A 17,682-nucleotide genomic window follows, 5' to 3' on the forward strand; every position below is an offset into this window, starting at 1 on the left:
TCTTTCTGGAGTGCCCCATGCCCGAGCGACTCAATGCCCGCGTCGAAGCCTGCTACCAACTGGCCGAAGCGTTCTTCCAGCAACGCTTCGAACGACCGCGGGTGAGCTTCAAGCTTCGCGGCCAGAAGGCCGGTGTGGCACACCTGAACGACAACCTGCTGCGCTTCAACCCGCAGCTGTATCGGGAAAACCGCGAGCACTTCCTGCAGCAGACCGTGGCCCACGAAGTGGCGCACCTGATCGCCCATCGCCTGTTCGGCCCACGCATCCAGCCCCATGGCGAGGAATGGCAATTGATCATGCGCGGCGTCTACGAGCTGACGCCGGAGCGCTGCCACAGCTACGCGATCGAGCGCCGGCCGAGCACCCGTTATGTCTATCGCTGCCGCTGCGACGAGCAGGACTTCGCCTTCACCGCCCAGCGCCACGCCCTGGTCGGCAAGGGCCGCCGCTACTTCTGCCGCCGCTGCAAGGGCACGCTGGTCTTCACCGGCGAGCAACGCATCGAATAGCGCCCCCTGGCAATCGCCGCGCAGGTATGCACCGGACCTGCAGGAGCGGCGTTCGCGAGCATGGCTCGCGCCTACGCTATCGAAAGCCGCCCGCCGTGTAAGAGCCCGCTTGCGGGCGATGCCTCTGCTGCGGACCACCCCGCACCGGAACGCGTGGAAAACGCTTCGCGGTTTTCCACCCTACAGGCTCCGCGCACGCCAGCCGGCGATGACGAACAACCCCGCCAGCACCACCATCAGCGGCAGCCAGCCGGCATGCTGCCAGACATAGCCCGCCACGTAGCCCACCAGGCTGGAGCCAAGATAGTAGGCGCACAGGTAAAGCGCGGAGGCCTGGGCCTTGGCACCCTTGGCGTGGTGGCCGACCTGCCCGCTGGCCACCGCATGGGCAGCGAAGAACCCCAGGGTGAAGAGTGCGAGCCCACAGATGATGACCGCCAGCCAGGGACTGGCACATAGCGCTACCCCCAGCAGCATCAGCGCCACCCCGCCCTGCAGCACCTGGCGCGCACCGAAGCGCGGCACCAGTCGCCCCGCCCAGCCGGCACTGAAGATGCCGGCCAGGTAGACGATGAAGAGCATGCCGATCACCGTCGCGGACAGCCCGAACGGCGCGCCGGCCAGGCGGAAGCCGATGTAGTTGAACAGCGCGACGAAGCCCCCCATCAGCAGGAACGCCTGCAGGAACAGCCCGCGCAGCACCGGATTGCCCAGATGCCGGCGGAAGTTGCCGAGCAGCACGCCCGGCGACAGCGGCTGGGCCTTGAAGTGGCGCGACGGCGGCAGCAACCAGAGGAACAGCAGCAGCGCCAGCAACCCCATCGACGCGATGCCACCCAGCGCCAGCTCCCAGCCCCCCAGGTCGCTCAGCAGGCCGGACAGCAGCCGCCCGAGCAGCCCGCCCAGCGCAGTCCCGCCGATATACAGCCCCATCGCCGCCGGCAGCGACTCGGGTTCGAACTCCTCGCCGACATAGGCCATGGCCAGTGCCGGCAGACCGCTCAGGGCCAGGCCGAGCGAGGCGCGCAGCGCCAGCAACAGGTTCCATGACTCGGCCAGCACGCAGGCCAGGCCCAGCAGGCTGGCCAGGCCAAGCGCTGCCGCCATGACCGGCTTGCGCCCCCAGCTCTCGGCCAGCGCGCCGGAAAGCAGCAGGCACAACGCCAGGCTCAGGGTGGTCAGCGACAACGCCAGGCTGCTGCTGGCGGCGGATACCGAGAAATGCGCCGCCAGCATCGGCAGCAACGGTTGCACGCAATACAGCAGTGCGAAGGTGGCGAAACCCGCGCAGAACAGTGCCAGCGTGGCCCGCCGATAAGCCGGGGTGCCGCGGCACAGATGAGTGAAAGCGTGCTCTGGAGTGCTCATATCGCCGTTCCGGATCGGCCCACGGCCGCAAAAAGCGGCGAAGGCTAGCACAACCTGCCGGCCGCCATGCGGCTCTTCCCGCAACGAGCCGGCGGTCGATAAAAACCTGCCTCGCGGTGATTTCCTTACGAATCGCGTTGGTTATTGCGAAGTTCCCTGTCTAGGCTCTCTATGGACGTTACATTGCGTGCCGGCGTTGCAACGGCAGGAAGGGATCACAGCCGCGCCGAGCCTGAGCGACGCCTCATATGCCAGTCGGAGTAGAAGAATGAAAGTAGCGCCGAATGACATCGACCCCAGCGGAAGTTCGAGCAAACGGGACGAAACCCGTCTTTTCGTCTTTCTCATCGTCTTCCTGTTTCCCATCCTCAGCGTCCTCCTGGTCTCGGGCTACGGCTTCGCCGTCTGGATCGTGCAGATGATCTTCGGCCCGCCGGGACCGTCCTGATCGTTCCAGCGAACCGAAAAGCACACCATCGCCCCCCTGTCCCGAGACGGAACCCTATCGATGGACACAACCCTGCATATCGCCAGCCTGCTGGTGCATTGCCGCCCGGAACTGCTGGCCGCGGTGAAGGCCAACCTGATCCTGCTGCCCGGCCTGGAACTGCACCAGCAAAGCTCCAGCGGCAAGCTGGTGGTGGTCCTGGAAGCCGAACATGAAAGCCGCATCCTCGATGCGATCGAGCACATCCAGCAGTTGCCCGGCGTACTCAATGCCGCATTGATCTACCACGAAGAACTCCTCGAAGGAGACGTCTGATGAGCCTGACCCGACGCCAATTCGCCAAGGCCAATGCCGCCGCCATCGCCGCGACCGTGGCCGGCCTGCCGATCGCCAGCAACGCCGCCAGCAACCTGATCACCGAAGCCGATGCCACCAACCTCAAGTGGGACAAGGCGCCCTGCCGCTTCTGCGGCACCGGCTGCAGCGTCATGGTGGCGACCCGCGAGAACCGCGTCGTGGCGACCCACGGCGACGTCAAGGCCGAGGTCAACCGCGGCATCAACTGCGTCAAGGGCTACTTCCTGTCGAAGATCATGTATGGCTCGGATCGCCTGACCCGGCCGCTGCTACGCATGAAGGACGGCCAGTACGACAAGCAGGGCGAGTTCCAGCCGGTCAGCTGGGACCAGGCCTTCGACATCATGGCCGAGAAGTACAAGGCCGCACTCAAGGAAGGCGGCCCGGAAGCGGTGGGCATGTTCGGCTCCGGGCAATGGACCATCTGGGAAGGCTACGCGGCCAACAAGCTGATGAAGGGCGGCTTCCGCTCCAACAACATCGACCCCAACGCCCGCCACTGCATGGCCTCGGCAGCCTTCGGCTTCATGCGCACCTTCGGCATGGACGAGCCGATGGGCTGCTACGACGACATCGAGGCCGCCGATGCCTTCGTGCTCTGGGGCTCGAACATGGCCGAGATGCACCCGGTACTCTGGACCCGGGTCACCGACCGCCGCCTCAGCGCGCCGCACGTGAAGGTCGCGGTGATGTCCACCTTTGAGCACCGCAGCTTCGAGCTGGCCGATATCCCGATGGTCTTCAATCCGCAGACCGACCTGGTGATCCTCAACTACATCGCCAACCACATCATCCAGAGCGGCGCGGTGAACAGGGATTTCGTCGACAAGCACACCCGCTTCGCCCAGGGCGCGGCCAATATCGGCTACGGCCTGCGCCCGACCGACCCGCTGGAGTTCAAGGCGGAAAACCGTGGGGTGGCCAACACCTGGACCGATATCGCTTCGACGACTACGCCAAATTCCTCGAGCCCTACACCCTCGAACACGCCGCGCAGGAAAGCGGCGTGCCGGCCGAACGCCTCAAGGCACTGGCCGAACTCTATGCCGACCCGAAGACCAAGGTCATGTCGTTCTGGACCATGGGGTTCAACCAGCACACCCGTGGTGTCTGGGCCAACAACATGATCTACAACATCCACCTGCTCACCGGGAAGATCAGCGAGCCGGGCAACAGCCCGTTCTCCCTCACCGGCCAGCCCTCGGCCTGCGGCACCGCGCGGGAAGTCGGCACCTTCTCCCACCGCCTGCCGGCGGACATGGCGGTCACCAATCCCAAGCACCGCGCCACCACCGAGAAGATCTGGAAGCTGCCGCCCGGCACCATCCAGGAGAAACCCGGCTTCCATGCCGTCGAGCAGAGCCGCATGCTCAAGGACGGCGTGCTCAAGGTCTACTGGACCCAGGTCACCAACAACATGCAGGCCGGCCCCAACGTCATGCAGGAAATCCTCCCCGGCTGGCGCAACCCGGACGCCTTCGTCATCGTTTCGGACGTGTACCCCACGGTATCCGCCCAGGCCGCCGACCTGATCCTCCCCGCCGCCATGTGGGTGGAGAAGGAAGGCGCCTACGGCAACGCCGAGCGGCGCACGCACTTCTGGCACCAGCTGGTAAGCGCGCCGGGCGAGGCACGCTCCGACCTCTGGCAACTGGTCGAGTTTTCCAAGCGCTTCACCACCGACGAGGTCTGGCCGGCGGAGCTGCTGGGCAAGGCCCCGGAACTCAAGGGCAAGACCCTGTTCGAGGTGCTGTTCAGGAACGGCCAGGTCGACCGCTTCCCCAACAGCGACATCACCCAGGGCTACACCAACCAGGAGGCCGAGGCCTTCGGCTTCTACCTGCAGAAGGGGCTGTTCGAGGAATACGCCGAATTCGGCCGCGGCCATGGCCACGACCTTGCCGACTTCGATCGCTACCACCAGGAACGCGGCCTGCGCTGGCCGGTGGTGGATGGCAAGGAAACCCGCTGGCGCTACCGCGAAGGCTATGACCCCTACGTGGAAAAAGGCAGCGGGGTGCAGTTCTACGGCTACCCGGACAAGAAGGCGATCATCTTCGCCCTGCCCTACGAAGTCCCGGCGGAGGTCCCGGACCAGGACTATCCGTTCTGGCTCAGCACCGGGCGCGTGCTGGAGCACTGGCACACCGGCAGCATGACCCAGCGCGTCGACGAGCTGCATCGCGCCATTCCCGATGCCCTCGTCTACATGCATCCCGAGGATGCCCGCAAGCTCAACGCCCGGCGTGGCAGCGTGGTCAAGGTGATCAGCCGGCGCGGCGAGATGCAGGCGCGGGTGGAGACCCGCGGGCGCAACAGGCCGCCGATGGGGCTGGTCTTCGTGCCCTTCTTCGACGCCAACAAGCTGATCAACAAAGTCACCCTCGACGCCACCGACCCGATCTCCAAGCAGACCGATTACAAGAAATGCGCCGTGAAGATCGAAGTGGTCAGCATCGCCTGAGGAGAGCCGCCATGACATTCCGCTTACTGCCGCTGGTCCTGCTCGCGGTGTTCGGCCTGGCCATCGCCGCCGAAACCGACTATCCGCTGGACGCCCCCGCCCCCGATGGCCGCCGCCCGGGCGGCACCATCAGCCGTGAATTCACCCCACCGCCACTGCACGACGAGGAAAACAAGGACATCCGGCGCGAACGCAACTACCCCGAGCAACCGCCGACCATCCCCCACACCATCCGTGGCTACCAGGTCGACAAGAACGGCAACCGCTGCCTCACCTGTCACAGCCGCGCCAACAGCGCCCGGGCCCAGGCACCGATGATCAGCATCACCCACTACACCGACCGCGACAGCCAGACCCTGGCCGCCGTCGCGCCCCGGCGCTACTTCTGCACCCAGTGCCATGTGCCGCAGCAGGATGTGAAACCACTGGTGGAAAACCAGTTCAAGAACATCGACGAGCTGCTGTACCGGGAAACCTCGCCATCCACCGACGGAAATTGAGGGGGCCCGGATGAAGTCGCTACTGTCGTTCCTCAAACGCTACTGGGACGTACTGCGCCGGCCCAGCGTGCACTACAGCCTGGGCGCGCTCGCCCTCGGCGGATTCATCGCCGGCATCGTCTTCTGGGGCGGTTTCAACACCGCCCTGGAGGCGACCAATACCGAAACCTTCTGCATCTCCTGCCACGAGATGGAAGACAACGTGTTCATGGAACTCAAGGAGACCATCCACTACAGCAACCGCTCCGGCGTGCGCGCCACCTGCCCGGACTGCCACGTGCCGCACCAGTGGACCGACAAGATCGCGCGCAAGATGCAGGCCTCCAAGGAGGTCTGGGGCAAGATCTTCGGCACCATCAGCACCCGCGAGAAATTCCTCGGCAAGCGCCGCGAGCTGGCCGAACACGAGTGGGCGCGGCTGAAGGCCAACGACTCGCTGGAATGCCGCAACTGCCATGCCTTCGACTTCATGGACTTCACCCGCCAGAGCAAGCGCGCCGCGCAGTTCCACTCCACCGCCCTGGCCAGCGGCGAGGCCACCTGCATCGACTGTCACAAAGGCATCGCCCACAAGCTACCGGACATGCGTGGCGTGCCGGGCTGGTAACCCGGAGCCCGGCCACGCGGCAATGCCGTTCGTAGGGTGGAAAACCGCGAAGCGTTTTCCACCAGGTCCCGGCCGCCAGATGCTTGATCCGGCGAGCCGTGGACAGCAGCGAGCCGACGCGTGGATGAGGCTGCGCCGTCATCCACCCTACACGCCGAAAAGCACCGCCCCGGCCAGCAACAACGCCAAACCCGGTGGGCGCGCCCCGCGGCGATTGCAGGCCGCAGGCCTGCCAAAAGATCAAAAGCATCGGCCCCGAGGTCGGGGCTCCCACAAAAGCAGCAAGCCCCGCACAGCCCCCTGTGGGAGGCGCGCCCTCGCGGCGATTGCAGACCGCAGGGCTGCCAAAAGATCAAAAGCATCGGCCCCGAGGTCGGGGCTCCCACAAAAGCAGCAAGCCCCGCACAGCCCCCTGTGGGCGCGCCTCGCGGCGATTGCAGGTCGCAGGCCTGCCCTGACCGATCGATACCCAGAACCGTTCTCCTGCCGGCGGGTCGAAGAACCGCTATCCTTCTGTGACCTATTACTCATTCGCCCGCCGTATTGCCCGTCAAGGAGACCCCGATGCGCCACTGCCTGTTCGGCCTGCTCATGGCTGCCAGCGTCGCTGCCAACGCCGAAATCCAGACCCAGGAAATCCCCTACACCGCCGCCGACGGCACCCAGATGGTGGGTTACTACGCCTACGACGATGCCATCGAGGGCAAGCGCCCCGGCATCGTCGTGGTCCACGAATGGTGGGGCCTGAACGACTATGCCAAGCAACGCGCCCGCGACCTCGCCGGGCTGGGCTACAGCGCCCTGGCCATTGACATGTACGGCGAAGGCAAGCACACCGAGCACCCCAAGGACGCCATGGGCTTCATGCAGGCCGCGCTGAAGGACGCCGATGCCGCCAAGGGCCGCTTCAACGCCGGCCTGGACCTGCTCAAGGCGCAGGCGCAGACCGACAGCGACAAACTGGGCGCAGTCGGCTACTGCTTCGGCGGCAAGGTGGTGCTGGACATGGCCCGCCAGGGCGTACCGCTGGAAGGCGTGGTCAGCTTCCACGGTGCCCTGGCCACCGAGACCCGCGCCGCGCCGGGCAGCGTCAAGGCGCGCGTGCTGGTCGAGCACGGCAGCGAAGACAGCATGATCAGCACCGACGACATCGCCGCGCTGAACGTCGAGATGGTCAAGGCCGGCGCCGACTACCAGTTCGTCAGCCTGCCCGGCGCCAAGCACGGCTTCACCAACCCCGGGGCCGACAAATTCCAGGAACAGGGCATGGACCTAGCCTACCAGAAGCGAGCCGACGAACGCTCCTGGCGCGACATGCAACGCTTCTTCAAGGAAACGTTCGACCGATAGGCAGACGCCGGGCTTCGGCACCACGCGCCTCGACCACAACCGGCGGTCACCACACGGTAGGTTGCAGTTGAGCGCAGCGAAGCCCAACGAGCGCCCATGCCCTCATGCACCTCGACACGCGCCCCGACCGCAACCGCCCCCTTCATCGTGCTAGCATGCGCACATTTTCCAGCCGTCGAATCCAGACATGGCCGAACACGATTTTCGCTACACCCTGCTCAACCCCGCCCACACCCTCACGGAATGCCGCGCACTGGCACCGGGCCGCTACCAGGTCACCGGCAATGGCGGCTCGATCCGCACCGGCGACGTCCTGATCGTCACCCTCAAAGGCAGCCGCGACCTGTCCCAGCGCCTGACCGTCGAGAAGGTTCGTCACCTGATCAACCCGCCCGGGCAATGGATGGCGGTAGCCAGCGGCCCGGTATTCCGCAAACTGGCGATCCTCAACTGGCAGGTCGACTGCGACGGTTGCGGCAAGCAGCTGGACTTCGAATTCGCCGTCGATGCCAAGCTGGGCGAGCCCGCTCGTGCACCGGCGGCCGAGGCGCGCATCGCCGAACTCGGCTGGGCCAGCCAGAACGGCCGCCACCTCTGCCCGAGCTGCCAGGAGAATCACGCATGACCCCTCGCCTCCTGCCCGCGGTCATGGTCCTCGGCCTCGCCGGCTGCACGACCGAGCCCATGCTGCTGCAGCACGACGTCACCTACATCGCCGAGTGGATCGGCGACGATCCGGTGATCGGCCGCAACCCGGTTTCCCTGACCCTCAGCACGGACCGCGTCTACGGCAATGCTGGCTGCAACCACTGGTTCGGCAGCTACGAGCTCGACGGCCAGCAGATCCGCTTCAGCAACCTCGGCAGCACCCGCAAGTTGTGCGCCGAGCAGATCATGGACCAGGAACACCACTTCCTCGACCTCCTCACCCGGGTCGAGCGCTGGGACGTTTCCAAGATCGACCAGCTGCGGCTATGGTCAAGCGAAGGCGCGCCCATCCGCCTCTGGCCCGAACAGTAACCATCCGCGCCAAATGTGCGCATGCCACCCGGCGTGCGCACTGCTATCAGGCGTCATGTACTTGCGCGAGCCTCGTCCCGGGCCACCGGACAATATCCCTTTCTCGGGATCCAAGTTGGATTGGGCATCGCAACACCCCCATTTACAGGGCCTGCAGCGCAATTCTTGCTCGCCAACGCCTGCCATACCGAAACTGGCACATGCAGTGCATAGACTGCCTTAAACCAGTTTCGGGGACCTCGGTACAGGCAGGCCGGGAATCCCCTCTTTTATTCGCGAAGCAAAAGGGCCGCTCGGTGAGCGGCCCTTTTGCTTTCTATCGATAGACTTCGCGGCGGAAGATCAGGGGCTTGGGGCCTTGGTAAATGCCGAAGGTGGCTGTGGCATCTGCTCGCGCCTCACTACCGCGCTCGAAGGTGCATACACCACCTTTCACCGGAGAGCCCTCCTGACAAAGCCAAGTTGCTGCAATCCCCTTGGAAGCCAATAAGCTCTTGACCTGCACACTACCCCAAAGCGGAACGGGGCTTTTTCCTTTTACCATAACAAGTTTTTCATTCGGCCACTTATCTTCCACTTCTGCACTAGAAAGACCACCTGGTTTTGTTTTATCAGGATAATCGGATATTTCAGACAAGACATCTGTACACTCATCTACAGCCGAAACCCATGCAAGACCATTCCAATGGTCCAGACGAAGAGGTATTTGCCCGTTTTGCCCAGTTGCAATGATGACATTTTCATTACGTAGACGCCCCAAACGAATCTCACTATTTTCTATATTCATTTCATAAGGAAGACATGTCAACCCGCCATCCCCACTATAGCAAACCCTATCTTTATCTCGTAATTCATTGACGGTATATCGCTGTTGAAGCGAGAACAATAAATCATCAGCAGTTGGCGGGAAGCGCCGCTCGTAGGTCAACTCGCCACTCCAGATATATGTACGCGCCCCATCACCAGAAATCTCTTGATCATTGGTTATAATAAAATCCGCATTCAACCGATCTTTAATTTCCATATTGCGCTCTTGTGCATACCACGCCTCTTGTGGCCGGCCATCGAATCTCCAGAAACCGGGGAAGTCATAATTTCGGGTGACATATTCGCCCACACCTAATGATTGACCATAACCTGTTATTGTCAATTTTGGCGGATTGGAACCCGCAACGCTGATCGGCTGACCCTGATAACTGAATACCTTGCAAGCGGGATCAAGTGCGCCAGTACCCTCGACTTTTAAATGGGTCGGGTAAAAACGGCCGATCGGGCCCGAGGCACTGGAAGACACAGTCACCCCGAAATACGCATCAGAGGGCGGTACAACTTGCAGACGAAACACGCCAACTTCCGAAAACGCCACGCTCTGGCTGACCTCGCCATTCCAACCGGCGGCAGCACCAGAAGGCATGTGATTATAGCTACGAGAAGCCGGCGTAAGTACTTTTCCACTATGCCCCCCAACCGGCGCCACCAATACCGGCTCAAGCGTCAGACTGTCCTGTCGGTAATTACGAGTAGTCGTTCCCGTACAGATGTTGCTGTCAGAGCTCCATGCAACTGGCCTAATGGTCGCATCAAAAGAATTCCCTACTCGGCGGAAAGCCGGACAGTCACTGTCTCCGGAAGGACAGCTTTCCTCCGGAGTAATGCAAAAGCCTGCCGGTGAAGAGACAAAATCATCACTGCCAATCATCAGGCCGCTATCGCCCTCAATGCCACTGCCAGCGTAGTGAGCATTCAGCTGCATCTTCCCGGCTTCACGATATTTCACGTCAATGTGAGAAATTCCATCACCATTGAAATACAGCGACAGTGGCTCAGCTGCAGCAAAGCTCTGCGCCACCGCCTCACCATTCACCCAAACCCTCTCGGAACTGACTGCCAACTCGCTCCCGGCCGGGCTAATGAACTCGCTCCAGAACTTTATGTTGCGCGGCACGTCTTCATCAGTGAATGCCGGTTCGCACTTAGGGCTACCTGGATTCCCTCTGTCGATTACTGCCCTGATAGGAACTTTTTGAACGCCCTGAGAAGCCACCATGTTCGGCACATCGAAAATGAAGCCACTCTGCGAAAAATTCAAAATACATGCGGATGACGGCGGCGCATCGCCAATCAGGCAGAGTGTCTGACTAGCGGATGGAGGATTCGAAGAAGAGAGTCCGAGCGGCATCTGAAGTTGCAGCCCTTGAAGTTTGAAACTACCGATACCATTAATCAAAGACTTGCTGCTACCACCAACCCAGCCGTTGCCCGTCAAGGTCACCGATACGGTACCAGGATAGAGTTGGCATGCAGCCGAAGCGGCATTGGTGCAAGCCTTGAGCGTAACCGTGTGCGGACTGCAGGTATGCGCACCTTCGCCGGTGACGAACTCGAAATGATCAATCGCCGAAGAGCTGCCACACCAATGCCTCGCTCTGGCCTGTCGGCTGAATTCGATTGCCCCCCAGAGCGCTCTGTCAAGACGAACTTCATCCATCAAGCCCCGCAAACCCTTGCTGCCATTGCCCCCAATACTCAGGGCCGTGCTATTGGTCGAAAGTCCCCAACCTGCTAGAAGAGTCTCCGAATCACTGGCTTTCAATTCGCCATTGACATAAAGCTTTGCATTGATAGTAGGGAAGAGCACTAATAAAGATTGATACTCAAGAGTGAAACCCACATGATTCCATCCTCCACCGATCTCAGTGGTTATCACCAGATCCCTACTTAAAAGAAGACCGAACATGCGGGTTGTCAAAACCAGACGCCCCGCTGCATTAAGTTCGAGACGGTAATTATCTCCCTTACCAAGCAGGATGACCGAACCACTTGCCGGTAGCTCGCTCACATTCAACCAGAAACTTACACTGAGCTTATCGTTGAAGTTCAACGTACTATGATGAGGCACGCTGATCCGGCCACTGCCAGCAAACTCCCCATAACGACAGGTTCCCCACGTACCGGGCAACGCAGGGTTCAGACCAGCCGTTACCGCCGCGCCACTGGCGGTAACGGTCACACCAAGTGTTCCGCCATTATGCACGATTGAGTTGAGCCAGCTCGCCTCATCGAAGCGCAGATATAATGGCAGTATTTCGTTTATATCCGTGGAGTCGCTGCATAAGCTCGTTGGGGACAAACCACTATAGGCACATTGACCGTATATTCGACTGAGGCCAGTACCTTGTATTGTCACCTGACTCCCCCAGCCAGTCGCAGCCAATACATCGCCATATACAACCGAATCATTCAGATAAATCCGGTTCGTATTGCTGACCGTCCCCACAACATCGGAATCATTCAGCTCGATAGGATTCCCCGGCGCAGAAATATTTCCTACTATCGAGGATGAATTCACAGTTATCTTGCAGCAGTTACTCGCCACATTACCCGTGATACTTGCGCTTGAGATCAATATCGTATTGGCCGAGGAAATATTTCCTTCCACCGCCGTGCCATCAATGAAAACCCCTCTACCGCCGGAGCTGGTTATGTCCCCACCTATGCGACCTCCAGTCAGAGTTATCTCTCGATTTGCGCTACTGACAAAACCATTTACCGTCGTATCGACCAGAGTTATTTCATTGCTGAACTCGACATTTCCCTCAATCGAGCTACGCACCATCATTGCATTACCAGAACCGGAAACGCCTCCCTTCACCGTCGTATCACCGAGGTCTACATTTGCGCCTATGACGGAACCGTAAACCACACTTTTGGCATTGCTTGACCCCGATATCTGGATATCTCCATAAGAAGCACGCAGTACCATGCCATTCCCTACAGAGCCAATAGTGCTTGCATGGATAGTGAATCCACTTTCCGCCCAGAGAATAGCTTGTGTGCTGGCAATAACCGTATCGCCCGCCTTCAGCGTGATTCTTCCGTAATTACAAGTGTAGGTTGTACCGCTTACCGTCCAGTTGTTGCTCGAACAGGGTGGGTATTGGCCATTGCTCAGATTATATGTTGCAGCTTGGACAGAAGTGCTGAGCACAAACGCGGCGAGAGCCAAACAACGCATGATGGCGGTGGTTGCTTTCATTCCTCCTCCCCAGGGGCAACGGTTATTTCCCCAGACTTTTCCACCACTGCCGAAAGCTGCCGATATGCATAATCAGAACTTCCGGCATTCGAATATTCTGCCGTAGCGAGGATGTTCTGAATTTCGATATTCCGTGGCCCTTCCTCAAGCAGATCATCGCGTTCCACCCACTGACTGGAGGGGCACTCGACCTTAACCACGAAGCCATCGAACCCTGGCACGGCAAAAGGCGACGCGGTACAAACTTCATCGTTCAGAAAACGGGAAATTCCCCACTCCAATCCCGCCCGCGCAACCTGATAAGCACGAGCTTGTTGCAAGGAAAGACTGCTGGTAGCGGTTTGAGTGACCGATATACGCCACATGGCAGCGATGACACCGGCAATCACGATGATCAGGAACATCGCCGCGACAAGGCCGAAACCACACTGCTTGCGGCCTTGTAGGAGCGGGCCATGCCCGCGATGTTTCTGCGCAGCCTGGACTCGCGGGCATGGCCCGCTCCTACGAAGTGCGTCGTGGTGGGATTCAGGGCACATTGTCGACGTGGACCTGTTGCAGCAGGGTAATGGTTTCCCCACCTTTGGTGAGTAACAACTTCAGAGTGACGAGACCATTACGAGTGTTGTTGGCGGGTTCGTAGATGAAGCTACTCTGATCGCAATCGACATTGTTCACCGACATAGATGCGTTTGAATAATCGCTTTCATCAAGAGCGGAGAACTCTTTACGTAGAAGTTTGCCACCACTACAGCGATACCCAACAACCTTATTGGCTAGAAAAAACCGATGTTGGGGAGATGCATACTTGAATCTAAAGTCGGAAAGACTAGCGCTAAGAACCCCATCTGCCCAAGTGAAAACTTTGGGTGAGATGGCGGAAACATCTCCATCTGTAGGCTCAGTCCGATCTATAAGCGCTTCGGTGTTGTAAATGATCAACCAGTGTTCAAGTGTGCTGCTCACCGGCACGATGGGACTGAGGATATCAATCGTGCACGAGCCGACTGATTGCGTGCAGGCAGGTGGATCTTGGCGCGGCCCGTCAGGATCTGGTTGGTTGGCGCGATATCGTCCGGCTGCAGCAATGGAGACGAATCGGATTTCATCCCCGCTATCGGCGACCGCCACTGAATTCGGTACCGCCAGCTGGATATCCCGTGCCATGCGGTTGAGCGCGCTGGCGGCGAGGTCGGTCAGTTCGGCGCGGCGGCTCTGGTCGACGAAGCCTTGCAAAGGCCGGGACATGACGGTTGAGATCATCACTGCAACGATGCCAGCCAGGGCAACGACCATAATCAGTTCGACCAGGGTGAAGCCGGATTGTCGAGATTTTCTACAGGAAAGAACTTTCATCAGTAGTCCGTCCTGTATCCGGTCAGGGTAAGGGTTTGTCCTGCCGGGTCTGTCACGGAAACATCGATGCGCACGGCATCCACCTGATTTCCTGCTGGCCCAAGCTCGGCATCGCCCACTACCGCTGTCACCCTATAAGCAGAAAGCTCCTTATCGATACCCTTGGGTTCCTCATCGCTCGGGATCAGATCGGGATAACTAGCGAGATCGGCAACCAGCAGCGCCTCCAGATAACTCTCCGCGATCATCAAACTCTGCTGTCGTAGCATCGGATCGGAGGAGCGAGCGGTAATGGAGGCGATGGCGGAAAACAGCGCTGCGGCTGCGATGCCGATGATGACTATGGATATGACCAACTCGACCAAGGTCATGCCGCGTTGAGAGCGGATCATGACAGGCCCCTCGGTGCCGTGACAGCCTCCCGTAGGTTGCGGCTGAGGCGCATCGCGCCGAAGCCCAACGTGCATCGAGGCGACGCCCCAGGCGTACCAATGTGGTGATCGACACACCGCTCGTTGGGCTTCGCGGGCTCAACCCAACCTACGATTCGGGTCCGGGTCATTGGCCCACCTCGATAAAGCCGGTGGCGGCGTGGACGGTAAAGACATGGCCGCCCACGTCTGCCGTATCCGTGCCACTGGTTGAACATATGGAAGGCGTTGCAATATCTACCACAAGGCAGCCGAGGGAATTGAAAGTGATATCAAGACCATTGTTAAGCGTTATGCCCGACGGGATCTTTTTTGGGTAATCCTCAGCAATCACAGAAGTACAATCGCTCCCACGATAGCTCAGTGCATAGCCGTTACCATCGAGTACAAATCGGACCGGGCAACCACTCGCCACCGCCAACTTCTGCGCATAGCGAACAGCCGAAAGAATCTCTTCGAAATAAAAGCGCTCATCGAAGACTTTACGATCGAAAAAGCGCGGGACGGCCACGGCGGAAATAATGCCGAGGATCACGATCACCATGATCAACTCGACGATTGTAAAACCGCGCTGTTTAATCATTGGCCGATCCTTTTTTAAGCTGGCCGAAGCTGAAGTCAGCCCAAGCCCCCGACACCCAAACTGGACGCAAGCAATTGCGGTATTACATGTAGAAATGGGTGAAACTCGCCGAACCATGATGATCGCGAATTAGCACCCACCTCACATGATCACATCATCTAATCAACAACCTTCCGAATCAACACTAACTTCGGCATACCCACTGGAAAGAGTGTATTCGGCATAGCACTTAGCCGAATTACTGGCGGAGCTATCCGTCACTTTCCCTGCCGCAATAGTAAAGTTATCGCCATCAATCTGCGCCGCCGCAATAATTCCATCAGCATCCGCAGTAGCATATCCGTTTGAGTTCACAGTAATCTTCTTACCTTCCAGCTCTACATAATCCGGATCACCAGAGCCACCATCATTATTTTTTTTACCTGCAAGGTATGCAGAATGAACAATTGCTGACGCAGACTTCATTGATCCGGCTACAGCTTCGATCGAGGCTTTTCTAGCATCAGCCCCAAAATCCGCAAACCGTGGCAACGCAAACGCCGCCAAAATCCCCAAAATCACAATCACCATGATCAATTCGATCAAGGTAAAACCGCTTTGTTGTTTCTTCATGGTGTCGCTCCTTGTTGATACTCAGTTGAAGTTGACGAAGATTTCGCCAGTGTTGGCGTTGTACTCGATGACGTCGTCGCCGCCGTCGAGGTTGTAGGTGTACAGGCAGCGGGTGCCGTTGGCCGTGGCGGTGAAGGCCGGGTTGGTGCCGGTGAGGCTCTGGGCCGAGGCCTGTAGCAGGTTGCTCCAGAGGTTGCGGCATTCGTCGGCGGTCATGCTGGTGTTGGCCAGGGGATTGCCGCTGCGCTCGGTGCCGATGGGCCAGCCATCGGCGTTGACGTCGATGGCGCCGTTGCCGTAGCCCTGCACGTTGATCTGGCAGTTGCCGGCCAGGCAGGCGTTGCTGCCGCCGCCGCGGTTGAGCTCGTACTGGCCGCGCACCAGCGACACCGCCGAGGTCAGCGCGCCGCCGGCGCTGCGCACGCTGGCGCGGTGGGCGTCCTTGGTCGAGTCGATGAAGTGCGGCAGCGCCACTGCGGCGAGGATGCCGAGGATGGCGATGACCACCACCAGTTCGATCATGGTGAAACCCTGGTTTCGTTGCATGTCGGCTACACGCCTCCCATTGAATGTCGCGTTTCGAATAGTCATCAGCCGCGCCCCTGCGCCGCGCTGCCCAGTTCCCACATGGGCAGGAACACACCCAGCGCCAGCACCAGCACCATGGCGCCCATGGCGACGATGAGGATCGGCTCGATGGCGTCGGCCAGTTGCTTGAGGTCGTAGTCGACTTCCTGCTCGTAGAAGTCGGCGACCTCGACGAACAGGTCGTCCAGCGCGCCGGTTTCCTCGCCGACGGCCATCATCTGCAGCACCAGGGGGGTGAACAGGCCGGAGTTGTGCGCCGAGCGGGTCAGCGCTTCGCCGCGCTCGACGCTTTCGCGGATCGCCAGGATCGCCTCGCCGATATGCCGGTTGCCGACGCTGGCGCTGTTGATCGAGAGGGTCTGCAGCAGCGGCACGCCGGCGCGGTACATCATCGCGAAGGTGCGGGTGAAGCGCGCCAGGGCGATGCGCTCGAAGATGCCGCCGACGATGGGCAAGCGCAGCTTGATGCGGTCCCATTTCAAGGCACCGGCATCGGTCTCGATCCATTTGAAGAAGCCGTAGAGCCCGCCGACGATGCCGAGCAGCAACAGCCACCACCATTCGCGCATGAAGCTGGAGGTGCCGATAAGCACGCGCGTGGGCAGCGGCAGCTGGGCATGGAACTGGGCGAAGACCTTGGCGAAGGCCGGGATCACCAGCAGGTTGATCACCGCCAATGCCACGCCCATGGCGACCAGCACGAAGATCGGGTAGCGGGTGGCCTGCTTGATGCGCTTGCGGGTCTCGCGCTCCAGCTCCAGGTAGGCGGACAGCTGCTTGAAGGCCTGGTCCAGCTGGCCGGTGTTCTCGCCGACGCTGACCATGCTGACGAACAGGTTGTTGAACACCTTGGGATGCGCATTGAGCGCCACGGCCATGGACTGCCCGCTTTCCAGGCTGGCGCGCACGTCCTGCAGGATCCCCCGGAAATACAGATTGCGATTGGACTCGGCCAGGCCACCGATGGCGCGGATGATCGGCACGCCGGCCTTGTTCAGGCTGTACATCTGCCGGCTGAAGATGATCAGCTCGTCCAGGTCGACACGCTTGCGCCGCAGTTTGTCGCGCAGCACGGCGAACGCATCGGCGCCACTGTCCTGGGCGCTTTCGGCCTCGATGGTCAGCGGGGTGATCTGGCGCGACAGCAGTTCGCTAGCCACGGTGTCGGCGCTGATACCTTCGACGGCACCATTGACGCGTGCGCCGTGCAGGTCGCGGCCGGTGTAGCGGAAGCTAGGCATTGGCGCGGGCCTCCCTGTCGCCACGAGCCATCGCGAGTCTGCCTACGTGCAATGGCCGCGCGGGTTTCATCCACCCTGCAATGCCAAAAGCATCGCCCCGAGGGCGGGCCTCCCACAAAAGCAGGCTGTGCACACCGAACCCTGTGGGAGGCGCGCCCTCGCGGCGATTGCAGGCGTTGGATCGTGTGTGAGAGGCCGGGTAGCGGGCG

General features: G+C 60.4%; 17 protein-coding genes and 1 pseudogene. 9 read left to right on the plus strand and 9 right to left on the minus strand.

Annotation, left to right across the window (positions count from 1 at the left end; all coding sequences use genetic code 11):
• The first annotated feature begins 17 nt into the window (after nt 1-17).
• Entirely contained in the window at nt 18-512 is a 495-nt protein-coding gene (locus BAY1663_RS09000) for a SprT family zinc-dependent metalloprotease (RefSeq protein WP_037039715.1), read from the plus strand.
• A 180-nt stretch (nt 513-692) separates the two neighbouring features.
• On the opposite strand, the gene BAY1663_RS09005 is transcribed toward BAY1663_RS09000, so the two are convergent.
• On the minus strand, nt 693-1,880 hold the full coding sequence (locus BAY1663_RS09005; RefSeq protein ID WP_037039717.1) for an MFS transporter: 1,188 nt from the start codon (nt 1,878-1,880) through the stop codon (nt 693-695).
• A 268-nt stretch (nt 1,881-2,148) separates the two neighbouring features.
• Between BAY1663_RS09005 and napE the strand changes: the two genes are divergently transcribed.
• The 8 genes and pseudogenes from napE to BAY1663_RS09045 all read left to right on the plus strand — a co-directional run bounded on the left by napE (nt 2,149) and on the right by BAY1663_RS09045 (nt 8,626).
• Nucleotides 2,149-2,328, plus strand: coding sequence for a periplasmic nitrate reductase, NapE protein (gene napE / locus BAY1663_RS09010; protein WP_037039719.1), 180 nt, complete (start codon nt 2,149-2,151; stop codon nt 2,326-2,328).
• A 60-nt stretch (nt 2,329-2,388) separates the two neighbouring features.
• Nucleotides 2,389-2,643 carry a chaperone NapD gene (locus BAY1663_RS09015; RefSeq protein ID WP_037039722.1) on the plus strand — a complete coding sequence of 85 codons (255 nt, stop codon included), beginning with the start codon at nt 2,389-2,391 and terminating at the stop codon, nt 2,641-2,643.
• Nucleotides 2,643-5,149, plus strand: a pseudogene (gene napA / locus BAY1663_RS09020) (nitrate reductase catalytic subunit NapA). Before BAY1663_RS09015 ends, napA begins: the two are co-directional and overlap by 1 nt.
• Before the next feature lie 11 nt (nt 5,150-5,160).
• The gene (locus tag BAY1663_RS09025; protein ID WP_037039725.1) at nt 5,161-5,649 is read left to right on the plus strand and encodes a nitrate reductase cytochrome c-type subunit; all 489 of its coding nucleotides are present in this window, start codon (nt 5,161-5,163) and stop codon (nt 5,647-5,649) included.
• Nucleotides 5,650-5,659: 10 nt separating this feature from the next.
• Nucleotides 5,660-6,256, plus strand: coding sequence for a cytochrome c3 family protein (locus BAY1663_RS09030; protein WP_037039729.1), 597 nt, complete (start codon nt 5,660-5,662; stop codon nt 6,254-6,256).
• Between the two features lie 564 nt (nt 6,257-6,820).
• Nucleotides 6,821-7,606: a dienelactone hydrolase family protein gene (locus BAY1663_RS09035; RefSeq protein ID WP_037039732.1), complete on the plus strand. Its 786-nt coding sequence runs from the start codon at nt 6,821-6,823 to the stop codon at nt 7,604-7,606.
• A 187-nt stretch (nt 7,607-7,793) separates the two neighbouring features.
• Nucleotides 7,794-8,231, plus strand: coding sequence for a hypothetical protein (locus BAY1663_RS09040; RefSeq protein WP_037039734.1), 438 nt, complete (start codon nt 7,794-7,796; stop codon nt 8,229-8,231).
• Nucleotides 8,228-8,626 carry an META domain-containing protein gene (locus tag BAY1663_RS09045; RefSeq protein WP_037039736.1) on the plus strand — a complete coding sequence of 133 codons (399 nt, stop codon included), beginning with the start codon at nt 8,228-8,230 and terminating at the stop codon, nt 8,624-8,626. Before BAY1663_RS09040 ends, BAY1663_RS09045 begins: the two co-directional genes overlap by 4 nt.
• Nucleotides 8,627-8,942: 316 nt before the next feature.
• Here the strand turns inward: BAY1663_RS09045 and BAY1663_RS23560 are convergent, their stop codons facing one another.
• From BAY1663_RS23560 to BAY1663_RS09075, 8 genes are all read right to left on the minus strand, one after another.
• Nucleotides 8,943-12,662 carry a DUF6701 domain-containing protein gene (locus BAY1663_RS23560; protein ID WP_128576183.1) on the minus strand — a complete coding sequence of 1,240 codons (3,720 nt, stop codon included), beginning with the start codon at nt 12,660-12,662 and terminating at the stop codon, nt 8,943-8,945.
• Nucleotides 12,659-13,066, minus strand: a complete 408-nt coding sequence (locus tag BAY1663_RS09050) for a pilus assembly protein MshP (RefSeq protein ID WP_256046150.1) — start codon at nt 13,064-13,066, stop codon at nt 12,659-12,661. Before BAY1663_RS09050 ends, BAY1663_RS23560 begins: the two co-directional genes overlap by 4 nt.
• A 124-nt stretch (nt 13,067-13,190) precedes the next feature.
• Nucleotides 13,191-14,018 (minus strand): PilW family protein, encoded by an 828-nt coding sequence (locus BAY1663_RS09055; protein WP_037039738.1) that lies wholly within the window; start codon nt 14,016-14,018, stop codon nt 13,191-13,193.
• Nucleotides 14,018-14,410 carry a prepilin-type N-terminal cleavage/methylation domain-containing protein gene (locus tag BAY1663_RS09060; protein WP_037039740.1) on the minus strand — a complete coding sequence of 131 codons (393 nt, stop codon included), beginning with the start codon at nt 14,408-14,410 and terminating at the stop codon, nt 14,018-14,020. Before BAY1663_RS09060 ends, BAY1663_RS09055 begins: the two co-directional genes overlap by 1 nt.
• Nucleotides 14,411-14,576: 166 nt before the next feature.
• Entirely contained in the window at nt 14,577-15,032 is a 456-nt protein-coding gene (locus BAY1663_RS22965) for a Tfp pilus assembly protein FimT/FimU (protein ID WP_051497103.1), read from the minus strand.
• A gap of 162 nt (nt 15,033-15,194) precedes the next feature.
• Entirely contained in the window at nt 15,195-15,644 is a 450-nt protein-coding gene (locus BAY1663_RS23565; RefSeq protein ID WP_102893998.1) for a type II secretion system protein, read from the minus strand.
• A 21-nt stretch (nt 15,645-15,665) separates the two neighbouring features.
• Nucleotides 15,666-16,190, minus strand: coding sequence for a prepilin-type N-terminal cleavage/methylation domain-containing protein (locus BAY1663_RS09070; RefSeq protein WP_037039743.1), 525 nt, complete (start codon nt 16,188-16,190; stop codon nt 15,666-15,668).
• 44 nt (nt 16,191-16,234) lie between these two features.
• A complete protein-coding gene (locus BAY1663_RS09075; RefSeq protein WP_037039746.1) occupies nt 16,235-17,473 on the minus strand; it encodes a type II secretion system F family protein in 1,239 nt (412 codons plus the stop codon).
• Nucleotides 17,474-17,682: the final 209 nt, after the last annotated feature.

The organism is Pseudomonas sp. BAY1663 (assembly GCF_000582595.1).
Taxonomy (GTDB): domain Bacteria; phylum Pseudomonadota; class Gammaproteobacteria; order Pseudomonadales; family Pseudomonadaceae; genus Stutzerimonas; species Stutzerimonas stutzeri_AF.